Origin of the sequence: Sphingomonas sp. 2SG, from assembly GCF_005503285.1 — a bacterium.
GTDB lineage: Bacteria > Pseudomonadota > Alphaproteobacteria > Sphingomonadales > Sphingomonadaceae > Sphingomonas > Sphingomonas taxi.
The window spans coordinates 1-22,574 of record NZ_SCMZ01000005.1 but is presented as its reverse complement, the minus strand read 5'-3'; the positions used below and the strand labels follow the sequence as shown (position 1 = coordinate 22,574).

22 protein-coding genes, 1 tRNA gene and 3 pseudogenes are annotated in these 22,574 nt (G+C 66.3%); 13 read left to right on the top strand and 13 right to left on the bottom strand.

Going from position 1 to position 22,574, the window contains the following annotated elements; genetic code table 11:
* The first annotated feature begins 48 nt into the window (after nt 1–48).
* The 4 genes from FFS23_RS03640 to FFS23_RS03625 all read left to right on the top strand — a co-directional run bounded on the left by FFS23_RS03640 (nt 49) and on the right by FFS23_RS03625 (nt 4,494).
* Nucleotides 49–2,436, top strand: a complete 2,388-nt coding sequence (locus FFS23_RS03640) for a membrane-bound PQQ-dependent dehydrogenase, glucose/quinate/shikimate family (protein WP_137897494.1) — start codon at nt 49–51, stop codon at nt 2,434–2,436.
* Nucleotides 2,437–2,570: 134 nt separating this feature from the next.
* Complete coding sequence (locus FFS23_RS03635) at nt 2,571–3,251, top strand: DUF1013 domain-containing protein (protein WP_038663640.1); 681 nt, start codon at nt 2,571–2,573, stop codon at nt 3,249–3,251.
* 120 nt (nt 3,252–3,371) lie between these two features.
* Nucleotides 3,372–3,863, top strand: a complete 492-nt coding sequence (locus tag FFS23_RS03630) for a dienelactone hydrolase family protein (protein ID WP_283214439.1) — start codon at nt 3,372–3,374, stop codon at nt 3,861–3,863.
* A 13-nt stretch (nt 3,864–3,876) separates the two neighbouring features.
* Entirely contained in the window at nt 3,877–4,494 is a 618-nt protein-coding gene (locus FFS23_RS03625; protein WP_137897493.1) for a glutathione S-transferase family protein, read from the top strand.
* A gap of 252 nt (nt 4,495–4,746) precedes the next feature.
* On the opposite strand, the gene FFS23_RS03620 is transcribed toward FFS23_RS03625, so the two are convergent.
* Both FFS23_RS03620 and FFS23_RS03615 read right to left on the bottom strand, forming a co-directional pair.
* Entirely contained in the window at nt 4,747–6,219 is a 1,473-nt protein-coding gene (locus FFS23_RS03620; protein WP_137897492.1) for a DEAD/DEAH box helicase, read from the bottom strand.
* A 491-nt stretch (nt 6,220–6,710) separates the two neighbouring features.
* Nucleotides 6,711–7,166, bottom strand: a complete 456-nt coding sequence (locus tag FFS23_RS03615; RefSeq protein WP_137897491.1) for a hypothetical protein — start codon at nt 7,164–7,166, stop codon at nt 6,711–6,713.
* Nucleotides 7,167–7,230: 64 nt separating this feature from the next.
* On the opposite strand from FFS23_RS03615, the gene FFS23_RS03610 reads away from it, so the two are divergent.
* From FFS23_RS03610 to FFS23_RS03600, 3 genes are all read left to right on the top strand, one after another.
* A complete protein-coding gene (locus FFS23_RS03610; protein WP_137897490.1) occupies nt 7,231–8,664 on the top strand; it encodes an FAD-binding oxidoreductase in 1,434 nt (477 codons plus the stop codon).
* A 55-nt stretch (nt 8,665–8,719) separates the two neighbouring features.
* Entirely contained in the window at nt 8,720–9,481 is a 762-nt protein-coding gene (locus FFS23_RS03605) for a SapC family protein (RefSeq protein WP_137897489.1), read from the top strand.
* A 138-nt stretch (nt 9,482–9,619) separates the two neighbouring features.
* On the top strand, nt 9,620–10,171 hold the full coding sequence (locus FFS23_RS03600; protein WP_137897488.1) for a cytochrome b: 552 nt from the start codon (nt 9,620–9,622) through the stop codon (nt 10,169–10,171).
* 185 nt (nt 10,172–10,356) lie between these two features.
* Here the strand turns inward: FFS23_RS03600 and FFS23_RS03595 are convergent, their stop codons facing one another.
* Nucleotides 10,357–11,211, bottom strand: a complete 855-nt coding sequence (locus FFS23_RS03595; protein ID WP_137897487.1) for an N-formylglutamate amidohydrolase — start codon at nt 11,209–11,211, stop codon at nt 10,357–10,359.
* Nucleotides 11,212–11,307: 96 nt separating this feature from the next.
* Here FFS23_RS03595 and cpdR point away from each other — a divergent pair, with 96 nt between their 5' ends.
* Both cpdR and FFS23_RS03585 read left to right on the top strand, forming a co-directional pair.
* The gene (gene cpdR, locus FFS23_RS03590; protein WP_038667273.1) at nt 11,308–11,685 is read left to right on the top strand and encodes a cell cycle two-component system response regulator CpdR; all 378 of its coding nucleotides are present in this window, start codon (nt 11,308–11,310) and stop codon (nt 11,683–11,685) included.
* 45 nt (nt 11,686–11,730) lie between these two features.
* A tRNA-Val gene (locus FFS23_RS03585) sits at nt 11,731–11,805 on the top strand.
* 442 nt (nt 11,806–12,247) lie between these two features.
* Here FFS23_RS03585 and FFS23_RS03580 read toward each other — a convergent pair.
* On the bottom strand, nt 12,248–12,763 hold the full coding sequence (locus tag FFS23_RS03580) for a hypothetical protein (RefSeq protein WP_137897486.1): 516 nt from the start codon (nt 12,761–12,763) through the stop codon (nt 12,248–12,250).
* 300 nt (nt 12,764–13,063) lie between these two features.
* On the opposite strand from FFS23_RS03580, the gene FFS23_RS03575 reads away from it, so the two are divergent.
* Entirely contained in the window at nt 13,064–13,519 is a 456-nt protein-coding gene (locus FFS23_RS03575) for a GDSL-type esterase/lipase family protein (RefSeq protein WP_137897485.1), read from the top strand.
* Here FFS23_RS03575 and FFS23_RS03570 read toward each other — a convergent pair.
* The 5 genes and pseudogenes from FFS23_RS03570 to FFS23_RS19995 form a co-directional block, all read right to left on the bottom strand.
* Nucleotides 13,429–14,132: pseudogene (locus FFS23_RS03570) on the bottom strand (diguanylate cyclase domain-containing protein). The gene FFS23_RS03575 and the pseudogene FFS23_RS03570 overlap by 91 nt on opposite strands.
* Complete coding sequence (locus tag FFS23_RS20695) at nt 14,108–14,383, bottom strand: EAL domain-containing protein (protein ID WP_137897553.1); 276 nt, start codon at nt 14,381–14,383, stop codon at nt 14,108–14,110. The pseudogene FFS23_RS03570 and the gene FFS23_RS20695 overlap by 25 nt, the downstream one beginning before the upstream one ends.
* A 261-nt stretch (nt 14,384–14,644) precedes the next feature.
* Nucleotides 14,645–15,133: a hypothetical protein gene (locus FFS23_RS03560; RefSeq protein WP_137897483.1), complete on the bottom strand. Its 489-nt coding sequence runs from the start codon at nt 15,131–15,133 to the stop codon at nt 14,645–14,647.
* A 53-nt stretch (nt 15,134–15,186) separates the two neighbouring features.
* Entirely contained in the window at nt 15,187–16,677 is a 1,491-nt protein-coding gene (locus tag FFS23_RS03555; RefSeq protein WP_171009344.1) for a TM0106 family RecB-like putative nuclease, read from the bottom strand.
* Nucleotides 16,674–17,309, bottom strand: a complete 636-nt coding sequence (locus tag FFS23_RS19995) for an ATP-binding protein (RefSeq protein ID WP_171009343.1) — start codon at nt 17,307–17,309, stop codon at nt 16,674–16,676. Before FFS23_RS19995 ends, FFS23_RS03555 begins: the two co-directional genes overlap by 4 nt.
* A gap of 253 nt (nt 17,310–17,562) precedes the next feature.
* Between FFS23_RS19995 and FFS23_RS19990 the strand changes: the two genes are divergently transcribed.
* Both FFS23_RS19990 and FFS23_RS20690 read left to right on the top strand, forming a co-directional pair.
* Nucleotides 17,563–17,868 carry a helix-turn-helix domain-containing protein gene (locus FFS23_RS19990; RefSeq protein ID WP_171009342.1) on the top strand — a complete coding sequence of 102 codons (306 nt, stop codon included), beginning with the start codon at nt 17,563–17,565 and terminating at the stop codon, nt 17,866–17,868.
* 125 nt (nt 17,869–17,993) lie between these two features.
* Nucleotides 17,994–18,167, top strand: a pseudogene (locus FFS23_RS20690) (DUF6771 family protein); the annotation flags it as partial.
* Here the strand turns inward: FFS23_RS20690 and FFS23_RS19985 are convergent.
* Nucleotides 18,164–18,334 (bottom strand): hypothetical protein, encoded by a 171-nt coding sequence (locus tag FFS23_RS19985; protein ID WP_171009341.1) that lies wholly within the window; start codon nt 18,332–18,334, stop codon nt 18,164–18,166. The pseudogene FFS23_RS20690 and the gene FFS23_RS19985 sit on opposite strands and share 4 nt — an antisense overlap.
* Nucleotides 18,335–18,898: 564 nt before the next feature.
* On the opposite strand from FFS23_RS19985, the gene FFS23_RS03545 reads away from it, so the two are divergent.
* Entirely contained in the window at nt 18,899–19,246 is a 348-nt protein-coding gene (locus tag FFS23_RS03545) for a response regulator transcription factor (protein WP_249340506.1), read from the top strand.
* A 251-nt stretch (nt 19,247–19,497) separates the two neighbouring features.
* Here FFS23_RS03545 and FFS23_RS03540 read toward each other — a convergent pair.
* The 3 genes and pseudogenes from FFS23_RS03540 to FFS23_RS03530 form a co-directional block, all read right to left on the bottom strand.
* Nucleotides 19,498–20,873: pseudogene (locus FFS23_RS03540) on the bottom strand (transposase).
* A 336-nt stretch (nt 20,874–21,209) separates the two neighbouring features.
* A complete protein-coding gene (locus tag FFS23_RS03535) occupies nt 21,210–21,482 on the bottom strand; it encodes a hypothetical protein (RefSeq protein ID WP_137897479.1) in 273 nt (90 codons plus the stop codon).
* A gap of 280 nt (nt 21,483–21,762) precedes the next feature.
* Entirely contained in the window at nt 21,763–22,080 is a 318-nt protein-coding gene (locus tag FFS23_RS03530) for a hypothetical protein (RefSeq protein ID WP_137897478.1), read from the bottom strand.
* Between the last annotated feature and the right edge of the window lie 494 nt (nt 22,081–22,574).

Here is a 22,574-nt window from a genome sequence, read left to right as displayed (position 1 = left end):
CATTGCTGCGGCGCGGCGGTAGTGTCAGGAACGAACCGGAGTTGCCGCATGTCCCAGTCCCGCCATCCCGCCCGGTGGCCCCATATCCTTGCCGTTATCATCGGCACGTTCGGGGTGCTCAATCTGGTCGGCGGCGGGTGGCTGATCCTGCTCGGCGGCAGCCTGTTCTACGCGGTCGCGGGGCTGGCGATGCTCGTCACCGCGGTGCTGCTGTGGCGGCGGCATGCGGCGGCGCTGCACGTCTTCGCCGCCTTGGTGATCGGGACGGTGGTCTGGGCCTGGGCGGAGATCGGCGCGGACTGGTGGCCGCTGGTGCCGCGCGGCGACCTGATCTTCATCTTCGGCGCGGTGCTCGCGCTGCCGTGGACGGTGAAGCGGCTGGTGCCGCGCACCGGCTGGCTGCACGCGGCGGGGCCGCTGGCGGTGGCGCTCGGCGCGGCGGCGGTGTTCGGCGCGGTGGCGCTGACCCGCGACGTCCACAATCTCGACGGCACGCTGCCCGGACCGCGCAACGCGCTCGCCGCCAATCTGCACGGCGTGCCGGACGACGACTGGCAGGCCTATGCGCGCAGCTGGTACGGCGACAAATTCTCGCCGCTGACGCAGCTCACGCCGGCGAACGTCGGTAAGCTTAAGGTCGCATGGCAATTGCAGACCGGCGACCTGAAGCGCGAGGGCGATCCCGGCGAGACGACGTACGAGATGACGCCGATCAAGGTCGGCGACACCGTCTATCTGTGCACGCCGCACAATTGGGTGATCGCGGTCGACGCCGAGACGGGCAAGGAGCGCTGGCGCTTCGATCCGAAGATCGCCACATCGGCGAAGAACATGCAGCATCTCACCTGCCGCGGCGTGTCCTATTGGGATGGCGCGCGGGCCGGGGCGAGTGTCGGCGACTGTCCGCAGCGGATCTTCCTCGCCACCAACGACAGCCGGCTGATCGCGCTCGATCCGAAGACGGGGGCCTTGTGCCGCAGCTTCGGGCAAAGCGGCACGGTCAGCCTGTTGCCGGGTCAGCCGCATTACAACCAGGGCTGGTATCAGGTGACCTCGGCGCCGCTCGTCGCGCGCGGGCTGGTGATCACCGGCGGCGCGGTGTTCGACAATATCGCCACCAAAGTGCCCTCGGGCGTGATCCGCGGCTATGACGCGGCGTCGGGCAGGCTCGTCTGGAATTTCGATCCGGGCAACCCGAACGACACCGCGCCGCTCGGCGCGGGCAAGCAATATACGCCGTCGTCGCCCAATAGCTGGAGCACGCCCGCCGCCGACGAGGCGCTGGGGCTCGTCTATCTGCCGATGGGGATGGGTGCGGTCGACCAATGGGGCGGGCAGCGTCCCGCGACGACCGAGCGGTTCGCGACGTCGGTGCTGGCGCTCGACATCGCTACCGGCAAACCGCGCTGGGTCTATCAGACGGTGCACCACGATCTGTGGGACATGGACGTGCCGGCGCAGCCCGCGCTGGTCGACCTGAACCTGCCGGGGCGCGGGCGGGTGCCGGCGCTGGTCCAGTCGACCAAGACGGGCAATCTGTTCGTGCTCGACCGGCGGACCGGCCGGCCGATCTTCCCCGCTCCCGAGACGCCGGTGCCGGCGGGCGCCGCGCCGGGCGATCATACGTCGCCGACGCAGCCGCTGTCCGCTATCTCGCTGATGCCCGCGCCGGCGCGCGAGAAGGATATGTGGGGGGCGACGATGATCGACCAATTGTGGTGTCGCATCCGTTTCAGGTCGCTCGACTATAAGGGCGCGTTCACGCCGCCGTCATTGCGCGGGTCGCTGGTGTTCCCGGGCAATTTCGGGGTGATGGATTGGGGCGGCATCTCGATCGACCCGGTGCGGCAGCTGATCTTCGCGCATCCCAATTACGTCGCGTTCGTCGACCGGCTGGTGCCGCGCGCCGACGATACCGGCGGTCCGGGAGAGCGCGGTCCGGCGGGCGGATCGGATCGCCGCGGGTCGCAGGAGGCGGGCTACAACCCCAATACCGGTGCGCCGTTCGCGGTCGACATGAACCCGTTCCTGTCGTTCGCCGGCCTGCCGTGCCAGCAACCGCCCTGGGGCTATGTCGCCGGGATCGACCTGACCACGGGCAAGAAGGTGTGGGAGCATAAGAACGGCACGATCCGCGACGAGACGATCCTGCCGCTGCCGTTCAAGCTCGGCGTGCCGTCGCTCGGCGGGCCGATCACCACCGCGGGCGGCGTCGCGTTCATGGCGGCGGCGATCGACGATTACATCCGCGGCTATGACACGCGCACCGGCAAGGTGCTGTGGCGCGCACGGCTGCCGGCGGGCGGGCAGGCGACGCCAATGACCTATCGCTCGACGGCGAGCGGGCGGCAGTTCGTCGTCGTCGTCGCGGGCGGGCATGGCTCGCTCGGCACCAGGCTCGGCGATCATGTCATCGCCTACGCCTTGCCCAAATGATCGTCGGAGGGCGACCCGAACACTCGGGTTGCCCTTCGTAGCGGCGCGGGGTACACAGGGGGTTATGGCGTGGCCGCTCCGGTAAGGGGCGGCCCTATTTGTTTCCGACCCAAAAGATCCGACGGAGTTCACCCGTGGCCCAGCCCCTTATGCCCCATGCGACCGCGTCCTGGATGGTCGACAATACGTCGCTGTCCTTCGACCAGATCGCCGATTTCTGCGGCCTCCACATCCTCGAGGTGCAGGCGATCGCCGACGATACCGCCGCCTCGAAGCTGACCGGTCGCGATCCGGTCCGCGCGCACGAGCTGACGCAGGACGAGATCGACAAGGGCCAGGCCGATCCCGCCTATCGCCTCAAGATGATCAAGGGTCCCGAGCAGGTCCGCCGCACCAAGGGCCCGCGCTACACGCCGGTGTCGAAGCGGCAGGACAAGCCCGACGGCATAGCCTGGATCATCCGCAACCATCCCGAGATCACCGACGGCGCGATCAGCAACCTGATCGGCACCACCCGCACGACGATCGCCGCGATCCGCGACCGCAGCCACTGGAACATCGGCAACATCACGCCGAAGGACCCGGTGACGCTGGGCCTGACGACGCAGCGCGAGCTGGACGCGGCGGTGGCCAAGGCGTCGAAGGCGTCGGGCAACGAGGCCGCGCCGACCGACACGCGGCTGGAGGGCGATCGCGAGGCGCTGATCGCCAGCCTGCGCGCCGAGCGCGACGCGGCGGCGCGCGGCGTCGACGTGGCGGATCAGGACCCGGCCTCGGCCGCGGCGGCGTTGTTCCAGGATCCGTTCAAGCGGTGATGTGAGTTAGGCTTCTCTTCCTCCGTTTGCCCTTCGACAGGCTCAGGGCGAACGGACAGGAGACTGGTACCTTGTCCCGCGCTGCGCTAGCCTCTCCCAAAGCATTGGGAGAGCAGGCATGTGCGACGAACTTACCGTCGAGGACGACGCCCGGCTGACGCGGCGGCGACGACCAGCGACGCCAAGGTCTTCCTCGCCTTCCTCGACCTGCAGAAGGAGGTCGACACCAAGCGCGGCATCGGCAGCGCGGGCTATTGCATGGGCGGACCGATGGTGCTGCGCACCGCCGCGGCGCGGCCGACGCGGGTGCATGCCGGCGCGTCCTTCCACGGCGCGGGGCTGGTCAGCGATGCGCCGGACAGTCCGCACAAGCTCGTGCCGCAGCTCACGGGTGGCTATCTCATCGCGATCGCCAGCAACGACGATGCGCGCAGCCCCAATGACAAGGTGGCGTTGCGCGAGGCCTTCGCCGCGGCGAAGCGGCCGGCGGAGATCGAGGTCTATGCCGATGCGATGCACGGCTGGTGCGTGATCGACAGCAAGGTCTACAATCCGCCGCAGGCCGAACGCGCCTGGGCGCGGATGCTCGACCTGTTCGCCAAAAACCTGTGACGGGAGCCGCGTGATGGCCGAGCTGACCTTCTACACCAACCCGCGCTCGCGCGGGCGGATCGCGCGCTGGATGCTCGAGGAGGCGGGGGTCGACTATGACACCGTCGTGCTCGATTATGCCTCGACGATGAAGCAGGAGCCCTATCTGTCGGTCAATCCGATGGCGAAGGTGCCGGCGATCGTCCATCGCGGCAAGACTGTGACCGAATGCGCGGCGATCTGCGCCTATTGCGCCGATGCGTTCCCGGCGGCGGGGCTGGGGCCACGCGACGAGGAGCGCGCGGATTATTATCGCTGGCTGTTCTTCGCGGCGGGGCCGATCGAGGCGGCGGTGACCAATCGCTCGCTGGGCGTGGTGCCGAGCGAGGCGCAGCAGCGGATGGTCGGCTATGGCGATTACGATCGCGTCGTCGACGTGCTGGAGCGGGCGGTGGGCGCGCATCCGTTCATCGCCGGCGACCGGTTCACCGCGGCGGACGTCTATGTCGGATCGCAGGTGATGTTCGGACAGCAATTCGGGTCGATGCCGAAGCGCGCGGCGTTCGAGAATTATGTCGCGCGGCTGACGGCGCGCGAGGGGTTCCGGCGGGCGGCGGCGCTGGACGATGCGGCGATCGCGGCGGCGGCTTGAGGGGGGGCGCAGAGACGCACCTTCAATAGCCGAGGACATTCCATTCCTCCCCCGCCAGGGGGAGGTGCGCGCCCGAAGGGCGTGACGGAGGGGGAGGATACGGCGAACGTGGTCGTATGCGGAAACGCCCCCTCCACCACCCGCTGACGCGGGCGGTCCCCAGCGCAAGGTCGATCATGCCCCCGGCATGATCTTGGATTGCCGGGGGCAATCCAACCTTGCGCTCCCGCTAAAGCGAGGGAGGACTTGAGCTTATCCCCCGATCACCGCCTTCAGGAACTCCGGGATCGGGCCGTTCCAGCCGTCGTCGGGGCCGTCGTCGCGCTCGTCGCGGCGTGGGCGGCGGCCGCCGTCGGGGCGGATGTCGCGGCGCGGCGGCGGCGCGAATTCCGGCTCGGGGCGGCGCTCCTGACGGGGCTGGCGACGCGGTTCCTCGACGGCGGCGGGCGCCTCGACCACCTCGGGTGCAGCCTCCGCCACCGGCGCGCGCGCGGGGCGGTCGCGGCGGCTCTCACCGCGCGTGGTGGTGCGGTCGCGGCGGCCGCGGCGCGGTTCCTCGCTCGCGGCGGTAGCGGCAGCGGCGGGCGCCTCCGCCTCGGGCGCGGCGCCGAGGTCGAGCCGGTCGATCTTCTGGCCGGTCAGCTTCTCGATGTTCTGGATGTTCTCGGCATCCTCGCTGGTGATCAGCGTATAGGCGATGCCGGTCGCGCCGCCGCGGCCGGTGCGGCCGATGCGGTGGACGTAGTCGTCCGGATGCCACGGCGCGTCGAAGTTGAAGACGTGGCTGACGCCCTTGATGTCGAGCCCGCGCGCGGCGACGTCGGAGGCGACGAGGATGTTGATCTTGCCGTCCTTGAACAGGTCGAGCTCGGCGATCCGCTGCGCCTGTTCCATGTCGCCATGGATCTCGCCCGCCTTGAAGCCGTGCTTCTTGAGGCTCTTGTTGAGCTCGCGCACGGTCGTCTTGCGGTTGCAGAAGATGATCGCGTTGCGCACCTCGTCCTGCCCCAGCAACTGGCGCAGCGCCTCGCGCTTCTTCATCGCATTGCCGGAGACGGGGACGAGGAATTGCTTGATGTTGAGGTTGGTCGAGGCGGGGCGCGACACCTCGATCATCTTCGGATTGTCGAGGAACTTGTCGGCGAGCTTCTTGATCGGCGGCGGCATCGTCGCCGAGAAGAGCAACGTCTGGCGCTGTTTGGGCAGCTTGGTGCAGATTTCCTCGATATCGGGGATGAACCCCATGTCGAGCATCCGGTCCGCCTCGTCGATGACGAGCATCGAACAGCCGGTGAGCAGGATGTTGCCGCGACCGAACAGGTCCATCAGGCGGCCCGGCGTCGCGATCAGCACGTCGACGCCCTTTTCGAGCGCCTTGATCTGGTCGCCCATCGATACGCCGCCGATCAGCAGCGCCATCGACAGCTTGGTGCCGGCGCCGTATTTCTCGAAATTCTCGGCGACCTGCGCGGCGAGTTCGCGCGTCGGCTCGAGGATCAGCGAGCGTGGCATGCGCGCGCGGCTGCGGCCGTGCGACAGGATGTCGATCATCGGCAGCACGAAGGCGGCGGTCTTGCCCGTCCCCGTCTGCGCGATGCCGATCAGGTCGCGCATCATCAGCACCGACGGGATCGCCGACGCCTGGATCGGCGTCGGCTCGGTATAGCCGGCGTCGGTGACCGCCTTGAGCAGTTCGTCGGAAAGGCCGAGGTCGGCGAAGCTCATGCCAAAAGGCTCATGCAAAGGTCCGGATAAGTCACGGTCACGCGCGCGTGCGATACCGTTGCGGCTGGCGCTTGCGGATTCGGGCGCAAAAGTCAAGAATTGGTGCGGCAAGTCCTCCCCCGCCAGGGGGAGGGGAGGGCCATTGCATATGGGCGCGGTGGCGAGGCTCGGCCGGCTTCCTCTTCATGTCCGTCACCCCGGACTCGTTCCGGGGTCCACTGGGCCGCAAGGGAATGGCACCGGCTCAAGCCGTTCTCCTCGCCGCAGGGTGGACCCCGGAACGGGTCCGGGGTGACGGGGTGGAATTGGAAGACGGTGGGCTCAAATGAACGTTCATATGCGATAGCCCCACCCGGCGGGGGACCGCTCGGCGCAAGCCTAGTGGTGGGGGGGGAGGTAAGTGCGGGAGCTTCGTTACCGGGCTCCCGCCCTAACCTCCCCCTCCGTCACGGCTTTGCCGTGCCACCTCCCCCTGGCGGGGGAGAACTTTGCTACTTCGCCGGGACCAATGTCTTGAACGTCGCGATGCCGCAGCTCGCGCCGGAGCGCATGCGGATCACGTCGCGGCCGGCGCAGACCTGGCCGTCGGCGGCGGGGCGCAAGTAGAAGCCGCCGTAATAATCGAGCGGGCCGCAATCCTTGTCGAGCCGCGCGCGCAGCCGCTTGCCGCCGTTCATCACCAGATCGACCGCGCCGGGGGTCTGGATCAGCGCGCCGCCGAGATCGGCGGCGGCGACGCATTTCGGCCCCTTCTTCTCCTTGTAGCGCACCGGCGCGGGAATGGCGGCGCGCGCCGCGCCCATCAGCGGCAGGCGGATGATGACGCGCTCGTGGATCGTCATCTGCGCGAGCAGCGTGCCGTCGCGCTGGCCCGCGCCGCCGCCGAGCGCGGCGGCGGCGGGCGCCGCGACGGCGATCAGCAGGATGGGAAATGCGGGATGCAGCATGTCAGACCCCGCCCCTTAGTCCGGATCGTTGAACAGGCGATGAACTTGGCCTAGCGGACGCGGCATGACACCCGCGCAGACCGCCATGCTCGACGCGCTCGTTCCCGTATTGGGACGCAAGGGGATCGTCACCGATCCCGCCGCGATCGCGCCGTGGCTGGTCGACTGGCGGCGGCGCTTCCACGGCGCGGCGCCGGCGATCCTCGCGCCTGCCTCGACCGCCGAGGTGGCCGCCGTCGTCGCCGCCGCCGCGCGGCATCGCGTGCCGCTGGTGCCGCAGGGCGGCAACAGCTCGATGGTCGGCGGGGCGACGCCGCCCGCCGACGGCTCGGCGCTGATCCTGTCGTTGCGGCGGATGACTGCGATCCGCCGCGTCGATGCAGCGGCGGGGCTGGCGGTGGCGGAGGCGGGGGTGATCCTGTCCGACCTGCACGACGCCGCGCTCGCCGTCGACCGGCGCTTTCCGCTGACGCTCGGCGCCAAGGGCAATGCGACGATCGGCGGGCTCGTCTCGACCAATGCCGGCGGCACGCAGGTGCTGCGCTTCGGATCGATGCGCGGGCTGGTCGCCGGCGTCGAGGTGGTGCTCGCCGACGGCAGCGTGCACGACGGGCTCGCGCCGCTCAAGAAGGACAATCGCGGTTACGACCTGACGCAATTGCTGGTCGGGGCGGAGGGGACGCTGGGCGTGGTCACCGCGGCGACGCTGCGACTGGTGCCGGTGCCGGCGGTGCGCGCGACTGCTTGGGCGGCGGTGCGCGATCCGCAGGCGGCGCTGACGCTGCTGCGCCGCTTCCAGGCGGCGACCGAGGCGCTGGAGAGTTTCGAGATCCTGCCGCGTGAATCGCTCGCCGCGGTGCTCGCTTATGTGCCGAGCCTGCGCGCACCGGTGGCGGCGGCGGCGGCTTGGCATCTGCTGATCGAACATACCGATCCGGCCGGCGACGCGCTGATGGAGCGGCTGCTCGGCGAGGCGCTGGCGGACGGGCTGATCGCCGATGCGACGCTGGCGGCGACCGCGACGCAGGCGGCGGACTTCTGGCGGATCCGCGAATCGATCTCCGATTCCGAGCGCGCGCTCGGCCCGGCGTCGCAGCACGATCTGTCGGTGCCGGTCGATGCGATGCCGCGCTTCATGATCGAGGCGGCGGCGGCGTGCGAGGCGCGCTTCCCCGGGACGCATGCGAGCGGCTTCGGCCATCTCGGCGACGGCAACGTCCATTTCCACGTGCGCGCGGCGTCGGGGACCGATCCCGCGCTTTGGTATGGCGAGCAAGTGCCGGTGGTGACGCGCTTCGTCGACGATCTGGTGATCGCAGCGGGGGGCTCGATCGCCGCCGAGCACGGCATCGGCCAGATGAAGCTGGCCGAGCTGGAACGGCTGTCGTCGCCGGCGCGGCTGACGGCGCTGCGCGCGGTCAAGGCGGCGATGGACCCGCTCGGCATCCTCAACCCGGGCAAGCTCGTGGCGCTTGCACCCTCGGCTGCGGCCCAATAGAGCAGCGGCCAGCGAGCGGCTGCGCCGCAAACTATCCACCACGGAGAGAGTTCCCATGGCCAGTGCGCCGCTTCCTTTGTTCTACAACGGCCTCGAGCCGCTCTCGAGCGAGACGCATGCCGATTGGCGTGTCCGCCAGCAGGACAGCGCGCCGTTCCTCGTCGGCCAGCATGCGATTCCGATCACCACCGACGAATTCCCGCTGGTGCAGCGTCATATGCCGATCGTCTTCTCGGTCGGCGACGATGCGATTCCGCTCGCGCTGATGGGCCTCAACGAAGGCGTCAACGTCTTCATGGGCGACGACGGCAAGCTGACCGAGACCAATTTCTACGTCCCGGCCTATGTCCGCCGCTATCCCTACATGCTCGCGCGGCTGCGTCCCGACGCCGAGGAGCTGTCGCTGTGCTTCGACCCGACGTCTGAGGCGCTCGGCGCCTATGACGACGGCGAGCCCCTGTTCGAGAACGGCCAGCCGAGCCAGGTGACCAAGGCGATCCTCGACTTCGCCGAGCAGTTCGAACAGGCCGGTGCCCGCACCCAGGCGTTCATGAACGAGCTGCGCGAGCAGGAATTGCTGATGGACGGCGAGGTCACCATCCAGATCGACGATAACCAGCAGCCGTTCGTCTATCGCGGCTTCCAGATGATCAACGAAGAGAAGCTCGCCGGGCTGCGCGGCGACCAGCTGCGCAAGATGTCGCAGTCGGGCATGCTGCCGCTGCTCTATGCGCACCTCTTCTCGCTGTCGCTGATGCGCGAGATCTTCGCCCGCCAGGCGCAGCAGAACAAGGTGCCGCAGCCGCAGTTCGGCTGATCCTTCCTTCCATACCGATCGCACGGGCGGGGTCGCACGACGCGAGTCCCGCCCGTGTCGTATCCGGGCCATCGCCATGGCTTGACCCGTCGTGCGCGCCGGTCGAGTGTTCCCGCCGCTAGCAAGGGGTTGGACTCTATGACGAACCGGATCGACGGCGAACGCTATTCGCGGGTGGCGATCGTCTTCCACTGGACGATTGCGGTGCTGGTCGTCGCCAATCTGATCATCGGCATCGGCCATGACGGCATCCCGGCGCTGCGCGCGCTGATGGGGGCGCACAAGGCGATCGGCATCACCGTGCTGGTCCTGACCGCCGGCCGCGTCGCGTGGCGGCTGACGCATCGTCCGCCGGCGCTGCCCGCGGGGACGCCGGCGTGGGAAAAGGGCGTCGCGCACGCCACGCATTGGACGCTGTACCTGCTGATGGTCGCGATGCCGCTGACCGGCTGGATGATGGTCTCCGGCCCCGGCCCCGGGCCGCAGCGGCCGCTGAGCTGGTTCGGATTGTTCGACGTGCCGCTGCTGCCGGTCGGCAGCCGCGCCGCCGATCTGGGCCATGACGCGCACGGGCTGCTCGGCTGGCTGATGCTCGCGCTGGTCGTGCTGCACGTCGCCGCGGCGCTGCGCCACCATCTGCTGCTGCGCGATTCGGTCCTCGTCCGGATCGCGCCCGTGCTGGGCAAGTAAAAGAACCGGACGGAAAAAAAGAACGGCTGGCGGGCCGGGGGTTGAACCAATCGGGCGCTCGACTATTTTATGAAAGTACGGCGCTCGTGTCCCCCCTTTCGCGGGCCCGTATGACACACTTTCAGTGTGTCTCCTCCCTGAACCTTGGCCACTCCGTGCTTCATGCACGGGGTGGTTTTTTTATGTCACTCCGCCGCCAGCGCGATCCCGTCGCCGGTGAACGCCTCGTCGGCCGCGGCGGCGATCATCCGCTGGAGCAGCGCGATGACCGCGGGCAGGCCGGCACCGGGGCGATCGAGCGCGGCATCGAGATAGAGCGTGCGGTCGAACTCGATCTGGATGGCGTGGATGCCGCGGGCGGGGGCGGCGTGGCGTTCGAGGATATGGCCGCCCGCATATGGCGTGTTGAGCGCGGTGCGCACGCCGGCCTGCGCCGCGGCCGCCTCCAGCCGCGCGACGAAGCGGTGTGCCGCGGCATGGCCGAAGCGGTCGCCGAGCACGATGCGGGCATGATCGCCGAGCGGCGGCATCGAATGCACGTCGAGCAGCACCGCGACGCCGAACCGCGCCTGCGCCGCGGCGAGCGCGGCGGCGAGCGCGGCATGATAGGGGCGATAATCCTGTTCGATCCGTGCGGCGACCTCGTTTCCGCTGAACCGCCGTCGCCACAGATCGCCCGCCGCCCCGGCGCGGCGCGGCACCAGGCCCAGGCCGCTGCGCACCTTGGCGGAGGGCGCCGGCTGGCCGTGCGGGCGGACGCCCTCGTCGACGCGCGGGTCGCGCTCGCCCTCGCCGCGGTTGAGGTCGATCCAGGCGCGTGCGCGGCGCTGGACCAGCATCGTCTCTTGCGTCCGCGCACCCTGCGCGACCGCGTCGACGAAGCGATCCTCGAGGATGGTCAGCGCGGTCGCCGGCAGCCGCAGCGCGCCGAGCAGCGCCGCCGGATAGTCGCGACCGGCATGCGGCACGGACAGGACCACCGGGCTGAGCGGCGCACCGTCGCGGTCCAACCCGCCGATCGTATCGAACGATGCGTCCATCTATGGCACGTCCTACCGCGTTCCCGCGTTCGGCGCGCTGGAAATCTTCACAACTGCGGATCATAGGACGGCGCGCGAATGGAGACCGACAAGGCGATGATCCGAATCCTGCTGGCCGAAGACGATCAAGTCATGCGCGAATATCTCACCCGCGCGCTGGAGCGCGCTGGCTATGCGGTGGCGGCGGTGGACCGCGGCACGGCGGCGATCCCGTTGCTGGAGAGCGAATCGTTCGACCTGCTGCTGACCGATATCGTCATGCCCGAGATGGACGGCATCGAACTCGCCCGCCGCGCCGCCGAACTGGTGCCGGGGCTGCGCGTGATGTTCATCACCGGCTTCGCCGCGGTGACGCTGAAGGCGGGGCGCGAGATGCCCAATGCGCGCGTGCTGTCCAAGCCGTTCCACCTGCGCGACCTCGTCGCCGAGGTCGATCGCGTTTTCGAGACGGGAAGTGCCACCGGATTGAATTGACCGCTTGCCAGGCCGGAAAAGCCCGGCTAATGGCGCACCTCCGGCGGGCGTGTAGCTCAGTGGTAGAGCACTGTGTTGACATCGCAGGGGTCGCAAGTTCAATCCTTGCCACGCCCACCATCGAAATCCCCGCTAGGCCAACGGCTTAGCGGGGATTTTGTTTTCAGATGGCCCAGCTTCGGGCATTCTGCATGCGGTAACCGTGCGGTAAGATGTCGAAACGAAAGGCACGATAGCTGCGGATGCGTCTCCGGGTCCCACGTCTGGCATGCCTGCGGGATGGCTACGGCAACCATGGCGCTGAACGGCCTCACACCTTGGCGGGGGCCGCAACCTATGCGGCTTCACGGTTTTTCAGATGCCGCTGCGGTTAACCTGTATTCGAAGGCAAAGGCGTGGGATGCGTCATGCATCTGATCATCTTGCATCGGGCTTCTCCCCGAGCGGGTGCCGCATTGGGATGCCGCCGGCGTCAGGTACATCTTCGCGAATCACTCATGGAAGCATGCGGGGGAGGAAAACGCGATCGACGGGGTGCCTTCAGACACCCCGTCGACCCGGCTCAGGCAGCTGCCCCGAGCGCGTGGACCGACCCGAAGTCGCTCGAGGCGAGCGCCATGTCGGCAAGCTCGCGAAGCCGCGCCGCGGCGCGGTCGTATCCGATCGCGATCTGGCCAACCGGCAGTCCTGGTCGCGGCTCCATGCCGTCCGGGTCGAAGCTCATCGTCGCGGCCTTGGGCCCGGCGCTGGCCACCAGCGACAGCCTACCGTCCTGGCCCAGCCAGAAACGGCCGCTCTCCCGGACGTGGACGATACCGAAGCGAATCATCCCGACCTTGACGTTGACGGGTCCTCCCGCCTCGCCACCGGGCTCGAACTCGAGGTGGATGTAATCGGCGTCAGCCTCGTCGTGCGACGTCATGGCTCCCGCGGCGATGAACTCCCGGGTCACCGGACCGATGCTCCCACCGATGACGTATGGCGTCGATGTCGTCAGGATGTTGCGGTGCGGATCGATGGCGGCGCGCGCAGCCTGGAGGAAAGCGTGAACCTCGCGTTCAGCGAATTTCTGAAACATTCTGCAATTCCTTTATTTCTACGATCGCGCTAGCGAGCGCTGTTTTCCCCTTTTCCTGAGAGGAACATTGGAGGCGCAACCAAGCATGGTTGCTATCGCCGAGGCACGGATGCCTTCGGCTGACAAAGCTCCAGGTGAGCGGCTGACCCCGAATGCGGGGTCGCCGACTTCAATTGCGGTGAATCCCGCCAGAATCGTCGTGCGCTACCATCTGAGCGGTATCCGCGTGGAGGCATCCAAGCCGCTCCGCCGTCGTTGCCATCGGTGGTTCTCTCTCCGACGGGGCTTGATCGACGGCGAATGCGGATCACCGCTGGCCCGACCTGCTCCGGCAGCGGGTCACGGCGGCGGGCTTGCCGCTGCTGGTCGTCAACGGGCATCTTGGGCAACCGCACCCTCAAGGAGGGAACCGGCGCGAGCCTGCTAAACCGCTTTGATAGCGACGTTCTCGACGTGCCGGCCGTAGGCTATGTCATCGTGCTGGAGGGCATCAACGATCTCGGAGTGGCGGTGCGCGAGGCCGGAACTCTTAGCAGCGCGCCCCTCGTCGAGGGTCTTCGTCAGGTGATCGCCCGGGCGCGCACCCGTGGCCTCGAGGCGATCGGCGGTACGATCATGCCCTTGAAGGGATCGAAGTCGTATCGCGAGGACGCCGAAAAGGCGCGTCAGGAGGTGAACGCCTGGATCCGGACGCCGGGTGTGGTCGAAGAGCGAGTCATCCGACGTTCAAATCTGTGGCTGGTAGAAAGGCTCTGACTCGCCGAAGTCAATGGCGCGCAGTATTCTTCCCCTCGAGCGCGTGAAGCCTGACCACCGCGTCGCGTAGCGGCGGGGAGACGGCGTCGGCAGCCGCGTCCCTCCTTCTTCGCCTGATACGTAGCGAGATCCGCGGCAGACAGCAGATCTTCCGCGTTGAGCCTGTCTTCCGGGCAGAGCGCCACGCCGACGCTCGCCCCACATGGACGGCGTGGCCCTTGATCCCGATTGGCGGGGGGATCACCGCGATGATTGCATCGGCACGGCCGGTCACCGCCGCGACATACGGATAGTCCGGCATGAGGATGGCGAACTCGTCGCCGCCGAGACGCGCGACGGTGTCCAGTGGATGCGCTTCCTCCGTCAGTCGCCGGGCCACCTCGCGCAGGATGGCGTCTCCGGCGGCATAGCCGATCGTGTCGTTCACTTCCTTGAACCCGTCGAGGTCGAGCATGAGTATCGCCATGCGTCGGCCATTGGCGACACGCTCCCCGACGCGGTTAAGCACCACCGCGTGATTGGGCAGTCCCGTCAGGCCGTCTAGGTACGCGAGGTCGAAAAGCCGACGGTCGTTCGCCCGGCGCTCGCTTATGTCACGGATGATCTCGCCCAACCGCGAGACGCCGTCCTCCCGCTACATGGAGAGCGAAAGCTCGATCGGGAACTCCTCGCCTCCTTTGCGCACGGCGTCGAGTTCCACCGTCGTCCCAAGAGCCTGGGTTTCACGCCCTCCGCCACGCGGGAGAGACCTCCACCATGACCGATGCGAAGGCGGTCCGGCACTATGATGTCGATGCTCGAACCGATCGCCACCTCGGAACCGAAGCCGAAGATCTTCTCGCACGCCGCGTTCCAGACCGTGATGCGCCCGTGATGATCCGCTCAGATGATCCCGTCAGGGGAGGTCGCCGCTATGTTCTCGAAGTGCGACTGGCTGGCGAGGCTGGTGGCCGCGAGCCGGCGCATGTCCAGACAGTCCGAGGCGCACGCCGCCAGCGCCTCCGGATCCATCGCTTCGCGTGGCGAAAGTCCGTTCCGCGGCGGCCGGTCGATGATGCAGAAGGTGCCGATGGCATGCCTACCGGGAGCTGCAGCGGCACTCCCGCATAGAAGCGGACGAACGGCTCATCGGAGGGCGGCAGTCCAATCGGCACCCGGTCCGCGACCGGTGCGTGAGCGGGTCCGAAGGACGGGGGTGCGAAGGGCTATGGTGCAGCCTGAGCGGTCTTGGCAGGCGCTGACGATGACGTATTCGGCCCTGTGCCGTCGGAAGAGTTCGACGCCCACCACGTCCGCGATCGGACGGCCGACCATGGCGGCGACCACGACCTCCGGCAGTGGATCGACCAGGTGCAGGACCGTGCCGCCGCGCCACTGGGAGACCCCCGCGCCCTCGCCGATCGAGCCGGCGAGCAGCACAGTGTCGTCCTCGATCGAAAGACGGCATCTCTGGCGCTGTTCGGCCAATCGACGGGCCATCCGGCCGTGGAAGGCCTCGCGGTTGCGGATTGGGCGGCCGTAGGCCGCCTCGGTGCGAACCGTCTCGGCGATCGCCCTCGACAGCATGTGCGGAAAGTCGAGCAGGCCGCTGTCCCGGGCGTCGAGCGCGAGCATCGAGATTCCGCGCACCGTCGGACAGGTGAGCAGCCAGTGGTGGAGTATCTGTCTCAAGGGGCCGGTCGCCTGAAGCCGGCGATGCGGCCGGTCCCGTCGAGTTCCGCGAGCGCCCGCCTGACGTGCTTGCTCGCGAGCACGTCGTCGGCGTTGTACCTGATTATCCTGTCGCGGAGCACCGTATCGCCGGTGCGGGCGAAGGTGTCGAACCACTCGATGGAGTTCGAGCCCGACGGGTCGAGGTCGGACCAGGAGAAGCCGACCGACTTCGCGATGCTCTTGATGCCGTAGGAGCTGAGCGGCCAGTCGGTGTCGCTCGCGACGATCCTGTACAGGTCGGTGCAGCGCTCCGGCGCGAAGATCTCGTCGATCTCGTCCGCGTCGCAAACCTGGGGGTGACGGCGCTGAAGCCCGGCGTAGGCCGTGCGCTCATAGGCGGAGTAGTGGAACCAGTGTGCCGAGCGGTGACGCCGAAAGTGGTTGATCGCTAAAGCGAAGGCCTGACGTTCGCCTTCCTCGTCGATGGTCGGGGCGAAGAAGTGGACGAATTCGTCCTCGCATCCGGGGCGCTCGTGCCAAAACCCGTGCAGGTAGACGATGCCGCGCATGGGATCGGCTTCGACGTCGAAGTCGATGCTGTGCGGGTTGTTGGGCAGGCGGAGGGGACGGTGGGCGACCGGTTGCGACGCCGGCTCCTTCCAGAGCCGGGCGCGAGCCGCGAAGCGGGCGAGACGTTCCCGCCCCAATCCGGGCAGGGGTCCGTCGCCGATGGCTCCGGGCGCCAACTTGGCGAGATCAGCGATGGTCGGGGCGAGGGGTTCGATGGTCGTCCGGATCGCGCGGCCCAGTCCAGCGAGCTGGGTCAGGTCGTCGGATGTCGCTAGTTCCCTCCGGCACGTCGACCGCCAGTCGCACATCCCGCATTGCGACGAGAGGGCACCTCGCGTGTGCCGCCCGCCGACAATGATGTCCCGGGCCATCGCCAGGAGATCGAGATGGCGCTCGGAGCCCGACCGTCGGTCGCGACCGAACCTCAGATGGAGATCGTACATGGTCTCGTCGCCGCGGGCGTCGATGATGCCGGCGACGTCACCTGTCCCGATGCCGGTCGTCGCGATCAGGTGGGCATAGTGGGAGACCTGGATCAGATACGACGCCTTGTAGGCGCCGCGCGGTCCCTCCAGCGCCGACCCCGCCTTGACGTCGAGAGCTACGTATCCCGTCGGCGTTAGCCGCATGACGTCGGGCATGCCGATCAGGTCGTCGTGGCTCAGGACGGCACCGAGGATCGTGGGCGCGCGGTGGTCGACTGCGAGCGACGTGCGGGCCTCCCGGTCGACCCGATCCAGCCCGCGAAGGTCGGTCGCCGCTTCCGCGATGCCCGACAGGATCTCGTCCTCGTGCGCGAGACCGTCCCGCCAGAGCATTCGCACGAACGGGGACGTCTCGTCGCGGTCGCCCAGCTCGCCGAACAGGTCGAGACCGAACCGCCGCTCGCACAGTAGCAGGTCGCGCAGCATCGTGCCGGAGATCAGCTGACTCACGCCTCCGGACCGACCGAGGGGGCCGCACGGAGAAGGGGCGGTGTCGTGACTTCGACGCGGGAGAGCCCGCTCCTGGTTCTGGAGCGACGGACGTGGCCGCCGAGGCTGCCGGCGAGCGCGTTGACGATGCCGTGACCCTGGCCGCCGTTCCGGACCCAGCCGCCCCCTGCGCCGTCGTCCTCGACGGCTAGGCGACCGCCGAAGCGGGTGCGGCGCAGGGTCACCGTGACGGTGCCGCCCCGGTCGCGGACGCCGTGTCGGATGGCGTTGCCGACCAGCTCGGCGACGATCATCCCCATCCGCCTGGCCGACCGCCCGTCTAGCAGCATCCGCTCGCTCCGCACGACCACGTCGATTGGAGCGTCGGTGGCGTTCATCCTGCGCACCGCCCGGCAGACGTCCGCGATGTGTTCCCCGATCTCCGTGCCGTCCCCATCCTCGCCGGCGAGGATCCGCTGCAGATCCGCGGCACCCGAGATGCGCTCGATCGCCTGCCAGGTGTGGCGGGTGTCCCCGCGGCTCGCGAGGTGGAGCGCGGCGATCGCGTGCTGGAGGATGTTGGCCGTGCGGTGGGCGAGCTCCCGCGCGTAGATGCCCTCGTCCGTCGGCCGCTCCAGTTGCGCGATATCCATTCCTCATCTCCAATCTATATGCACATGTGCATATAGAAAGCATGACGATGCGTTTGTGTCCATGGCATTCTTTATTCGTCGGCAAGATCCGCCCCCGAAGCCTTTGGCGCCGCTGGATCGAACGGCTCGTTCCGATGAGGCCGCGGACGGAACGAAAACCCTTCACGATTGTATGTCAGGTATGGACATTTATTGTTTGGACAACGGGTTGGAGCGTTTGCGGATGGGCGCGGCGCGTCCTAAGACCAGCCCCATGCCTCAGGTATCGAAACCGCAACGGAACCCCTCCACCGAAGCCGAGGCGGCACGCTCCGCGCTGCAGACCGCGGTGGGAAGACGCATCCACGACGTCCGTCTCGCCGTGGGATTGGGGCAGGCGGAATGCGCGCGTACCGCTGGCATCGACACGAGCTCGATGTTCAGAATTGAAACCGGCGCCCAGAACCTCACCCTAGACACCCTGGCGCGGGTCGCGCTCGCGCTCGACGTGCCGATGGACGAGCTACTCACCGGCGTCAGGCCCGATCCCGCCATCATCCAGTTGAGGACCCGAGGCTAGGGCCTGGCCGAGCCATGCCGAACGCCGCACGGCCTTTCACGTATGAATGGTGGCACGGGTGGATCGCCTGAGGCCTCGGAACGGGTGCCGATCGACCGCTCTGGTCGAGGTCGCGGACTGATCCCTCCATCATTGCCAATGCCCTCCTGACCAGCGGCGGCTTTGCTCGCGTCGCCCTTACGGCCCGCGGCGAGCGCCGTCGTCAAGCGGCGGCAGCAGAGTTTGCCCGATCCGTTGTTTGCGCTTTGGAGGGCTTTCGAGGCGGCGCTGATGCCCGACAAATGGCACGGCCGTTTTAAACGTCGACGCGCGCTTCCATGTCGGCGGCGGTTGCCTCGTAGGCATCGGCCATTTCAAACATGCTGTCTCGCATGCCGCTTTCGGAAAAGGTGGCTGCTAGTTCGCGACACTCGACGGCCTTACGTCGCCACCGTTCAGCCTGCTCGCTAAAGCTACCGGACTTCATCCTCGACCTATCACTCTTTCTACTAAGAGACCGTGAAAACGACCGATGGGCCGCGCACGTTTCCGGTCCCCGAACGATTTCGGTCATCACAAAGCCAACGTGGGATGCGTTTGCGGATCGTGTGGCCCTTGAGGGGATCGTGCATCGCGACCTGTCGCGCGGTGGTGTTTTCTCAAGAGGTGAATGTCGCAAAGGGAAAACCTGCCGGATTATCTCCGCTGCACGAAATGCGGCGCTCGACCTCGCCGTATTACAGCGACACCGGGGGAACCCACCGATCCTAGATGGGGATCAGACAACTACTTCAAGCGGCTTGAGCGTAAGCTGCGCGGCCAGCGGAACCAAAAGTTAACGCGCTGTTTTTATCGTGCCTCAACGGCTTCAAGCGGAGCCCCGATGATCCTTACCCCCCTTGGGATCATGGGGGCTTTGCACATTTCATCGAGCCTCTGCATCACACCATTGTCTCTCGATTGAAACAAAGTGTGGACCGATACGTCCGCCAAGCGGTTATGGTCGCGGTAATAATCCTCGATCAAGGCTTGCGCTATGTGTCACGTTTTAGTGATCGAAGACGAACCGCTAATCGCCGATATGATCTGCGATTTTCTCGAAGCCGAGGGCGCTACGTCGTTTAGTGTCGCGGCGTCAGAGGATGCGGCTCGCGAAATGGCCAATCGTCAGGTTCCCACGGTAATCACGTCAGACGTGAGACTGGCGAAGGGCTACGGGCCTCGCGCTGTTGAAGCCATCCGCTCGATACACGGTGAGGTGCCAACGATCTTCATCACGGCTTTGCCCGACGAGTGTAAGCCGTGTGATCACGCCATCGCAATTATCCAAAAGCCTTTTACTGCAAGGCAGCTTACAGGCGCATTCGCAAAGGCTTGGTCTGTATCACCTTACGCATAGCTGAGTTGTCGTAAGCTGACATTTTCGTGCAAGCCAAACAGCAGCGTGAGGTCGGCTTTGACAACACACTAAACTACGCTTGCCCAATTGCGCAGCCAGTAATTTAGATATTGACGCGGCCAATGCGGAGAGAAGGGCGGCGCATAAAGGATATGAAACTGAATGTTTGCTGTTGGTGGATTGTGTTGAAGAAGTCGGGTGCGGACTGGAGGCAAGCGACGGCTGGATTGCGCTGCACAGCGCCGACCGCCTCAGGCGGGTAGTGGCTGCGCGGGCATCGGGATGAGCTTGGTCATCTTGCGGAGGTTCTGAGCGGCGACTGCCATGTGGAACTCATCCCTTGCACCGTTTGGACCACGCAGACGCAATCGGCCGAGCTTCAGAATGCGTTTGAGGTGCAAGAACAGCATCTCGACCTTCTTTCGCTGGCGGCGGGAGATGACGGAGGCGTCGGTGGTGACGATGTCGCGGGCAAGGTCGCGAGCCCCTTCGTGGATCGAACGGGTGACCTTGCGCGCCGGCATGTTAGGCGTGCAGCGTTCCCGCAGGGAGCAGCCGCCGCAATCCTGCTGTCGCGCGCGATAGTGGATGAAGCCGTCCTGGCCGACATCGCCATGGGCGGTCGCGAAGTTGCGGTTCCTGGGGCGCAGGCGCTTTCCGCCAGAACAGACATATCTGTCGTCGTCATGGTCGTAGGCGAAGGCTTCACGTTCGAAGGTGCCGTCGCGGCGGGCGGACTTGTCGATCACCGGAATGCGCGGCTGGATGTCACGCTCGTGGACCAGCCAGGCGAGCATCTCTGCCAAGCCGTAAGCAGTGTCGGCTGCCAGCCGCTCGGGCCAGACGCCGAAGCGGTCCTGCACCCGCGCGATCATGCGCTTGCACGCGGTCACCTCGGCCTGGCGTACGGCGGTGCTCGCTTCCACTTCCATGATGACGGCGTGGTCGAGGGCGATGAGGTGGTTGGTCGAGTAGACGTAGAAGGCCAGCCCGCGATGCGCGCTGGTTCAGCGCGATGCCGGATCGGCCGGCGCCAGATACTTCGACACCACCGGTGTCGCGGCGCCGAACGCGGCATCGTCGAGAACGGCCAGATACTCGCGTACCGCACGGCTGTCGGCCCCCGGTGGTACGTCGTCGCTGCCCGGGTCGCCGGTCTGACGATTGGCGTTGGCGCGGATCAGGCTGGCGTCGACCGCGAGCCCTTCGCCGCCCACCAGCCCCTCGACCATGCAGCGCACGACCGTCGTCTCGAACAACCGGCGCAACAGGTCGCTGTCGCGGAAGCGTCCGTGCCGGTTCTCCGAGAAGGTCGAGTGGTCGGGCACGTCGCCATCCAGCCCCAACCGGCAGAACCAGCGATAGGCCAGGATCAGATGCACCTCGTCGCACAGCCGCCGCTCGGACCGGATGCCCATGCAATACCCGATGATCAGCATCCGGATCATCAGCTCCGGATCGATCGAGGGGCGACCCGTTTCACTGTAGAAGGGATTCAGTTCCTCGCGGATGCCTGACAGGCCACGAACCGGTCGATCGAACGCAGCAGATGGTCCGCCGGCACGTACCGCTCCCGGCTGAAGCTGTAGAACAGCGCCTCCTGCGCCACCGTCCGCTCGCCCATCATCGGCCCGTCTCCGCTTACCTCGCGAAGTCTGAATCAAACCATCAGCACAACTGCAAGCCTGCCTTTTTCAACACAATTGAGCGTTAGCGGACGCCCCACCCTCAGACGCGAGCCTTCAGGAATGTACGCTTATGGCGTGTTCCCTTCATTCGCTCCGCGCCCATCGGGCGAACCGGCTCCAGCCCAGCAGGGAGGGGGCGGTGTCTTGTTATTGGTGCTAAGCGGACCAAAGCGAAAAAAGCACGGCCCCATTCATCTAGACATATATTCCGGGCACATTCGAACGATCAGGCTTTCGAATAAATCGATCCATTGGGCACGACAACGGTACGGTCTCTACATATGGCCCGAGGTATTCCGTGCCGCTGAAATGCGCTCAGCGTTTTTGGCATTCGCGGCGTCTATTGCGGCCCATTCCTCCTTGGTATGGCAGGTCCGAGCGGGGAAGAACGACCCCGTTACATCTTCTTTTCGGCAGATCGGTTTCGGTGATTTCATCTTAGCTGACGGCGTTGTGGGCGTCGCGCTATTAACCGCACCCGCTCCAGTGGTCTGAGCAACTGCAAGCCCGGGGGTGAAAACCATCACCGCCGCAATCAACGTCTTCATCGTGCGACTCCCGTTATTATGCCACCAGCGTATTCTTATAGGTCAGCAACGCAAGAGTGTCGCGGCCTTAGACGGGGGCCTTCAGGAATGTCGCTTATGGCGTGTTCCCTTCACTCGCTTCGCGCCCCCTCGTGCAAACCGGCTCCAACTCAGCAAGGGAGCGCACCGTCCGCTATCGGGTTTTTCGTCACTGACGCCGATCGCTTCAAGCGCCGCTTGTCAGATCGCGGTGAGAGGCAAACGCCGCCGTCTTCGTCTTTAAACTGACGCAACGATCGCTCTATCGCTCAACTGACTCATGAAGCTGAGCAAGCTTTCCAATGATGATCTCAAAGTGCGCTAAGCCAAGCGGTGAAAGCACGAGGGCGTCGTCGAGATCACCCGTCCCATCACCAACGATATATCCGCTTTTGGACAGATGGATAAGCCAGCGTGATAGCGTCGAAGGAGCGATGTTGTTGCGAGCACTGACATCGCTGCCCGTGAGTCGACGTCCCTTTGCGTCAGCAATGAACAATTCTATCAGGAGATCCCAGCCAGGTTCTCCGAATATCTCTTTCGGGAAAACGGTTTCCCTTGCTCTTCGAAACTCAAGCATATGAACTGCTAAAGCCGCCGCGCGATCTCCTCGTTTCACGCCGATTTTCCTCCATAACGCCGTTTACCGGCTATGGAGGCGTAATCTATGTTAGGCTTCCTGGTTCCCATACAGTTCGATAAATTGCAGGCGAGCCGAGTCTAACGTAGCGGCTAAGGCGAAGTCACCGTTTTGATCTGCGAAAGCCAACAAGGCTTCGAGGCATTGAGCCAGCGATCGCGTTTCATCGTTCTGCAAACCTAAGGCTCCGTCGACTTTCGGCGATGTCTATAATTAAATTACCTGCCTTGTAGAAGGCCAATTCGATGGTGAGGAGGAGTAATAGGTGACCCATGATGGTGCTACCATCGTCACCGTATGCGATTCAGCGCTGGAGGATTGCCATACATCGGATGGCGTGACGGGGATAGGCGCTTAGCTACCGGGTGGCGGCGAACGCATCATCAGGCTGAGGGAGGGTAAAAAACGTCCCGTCGCCGGCCCCCCCCCCCCCC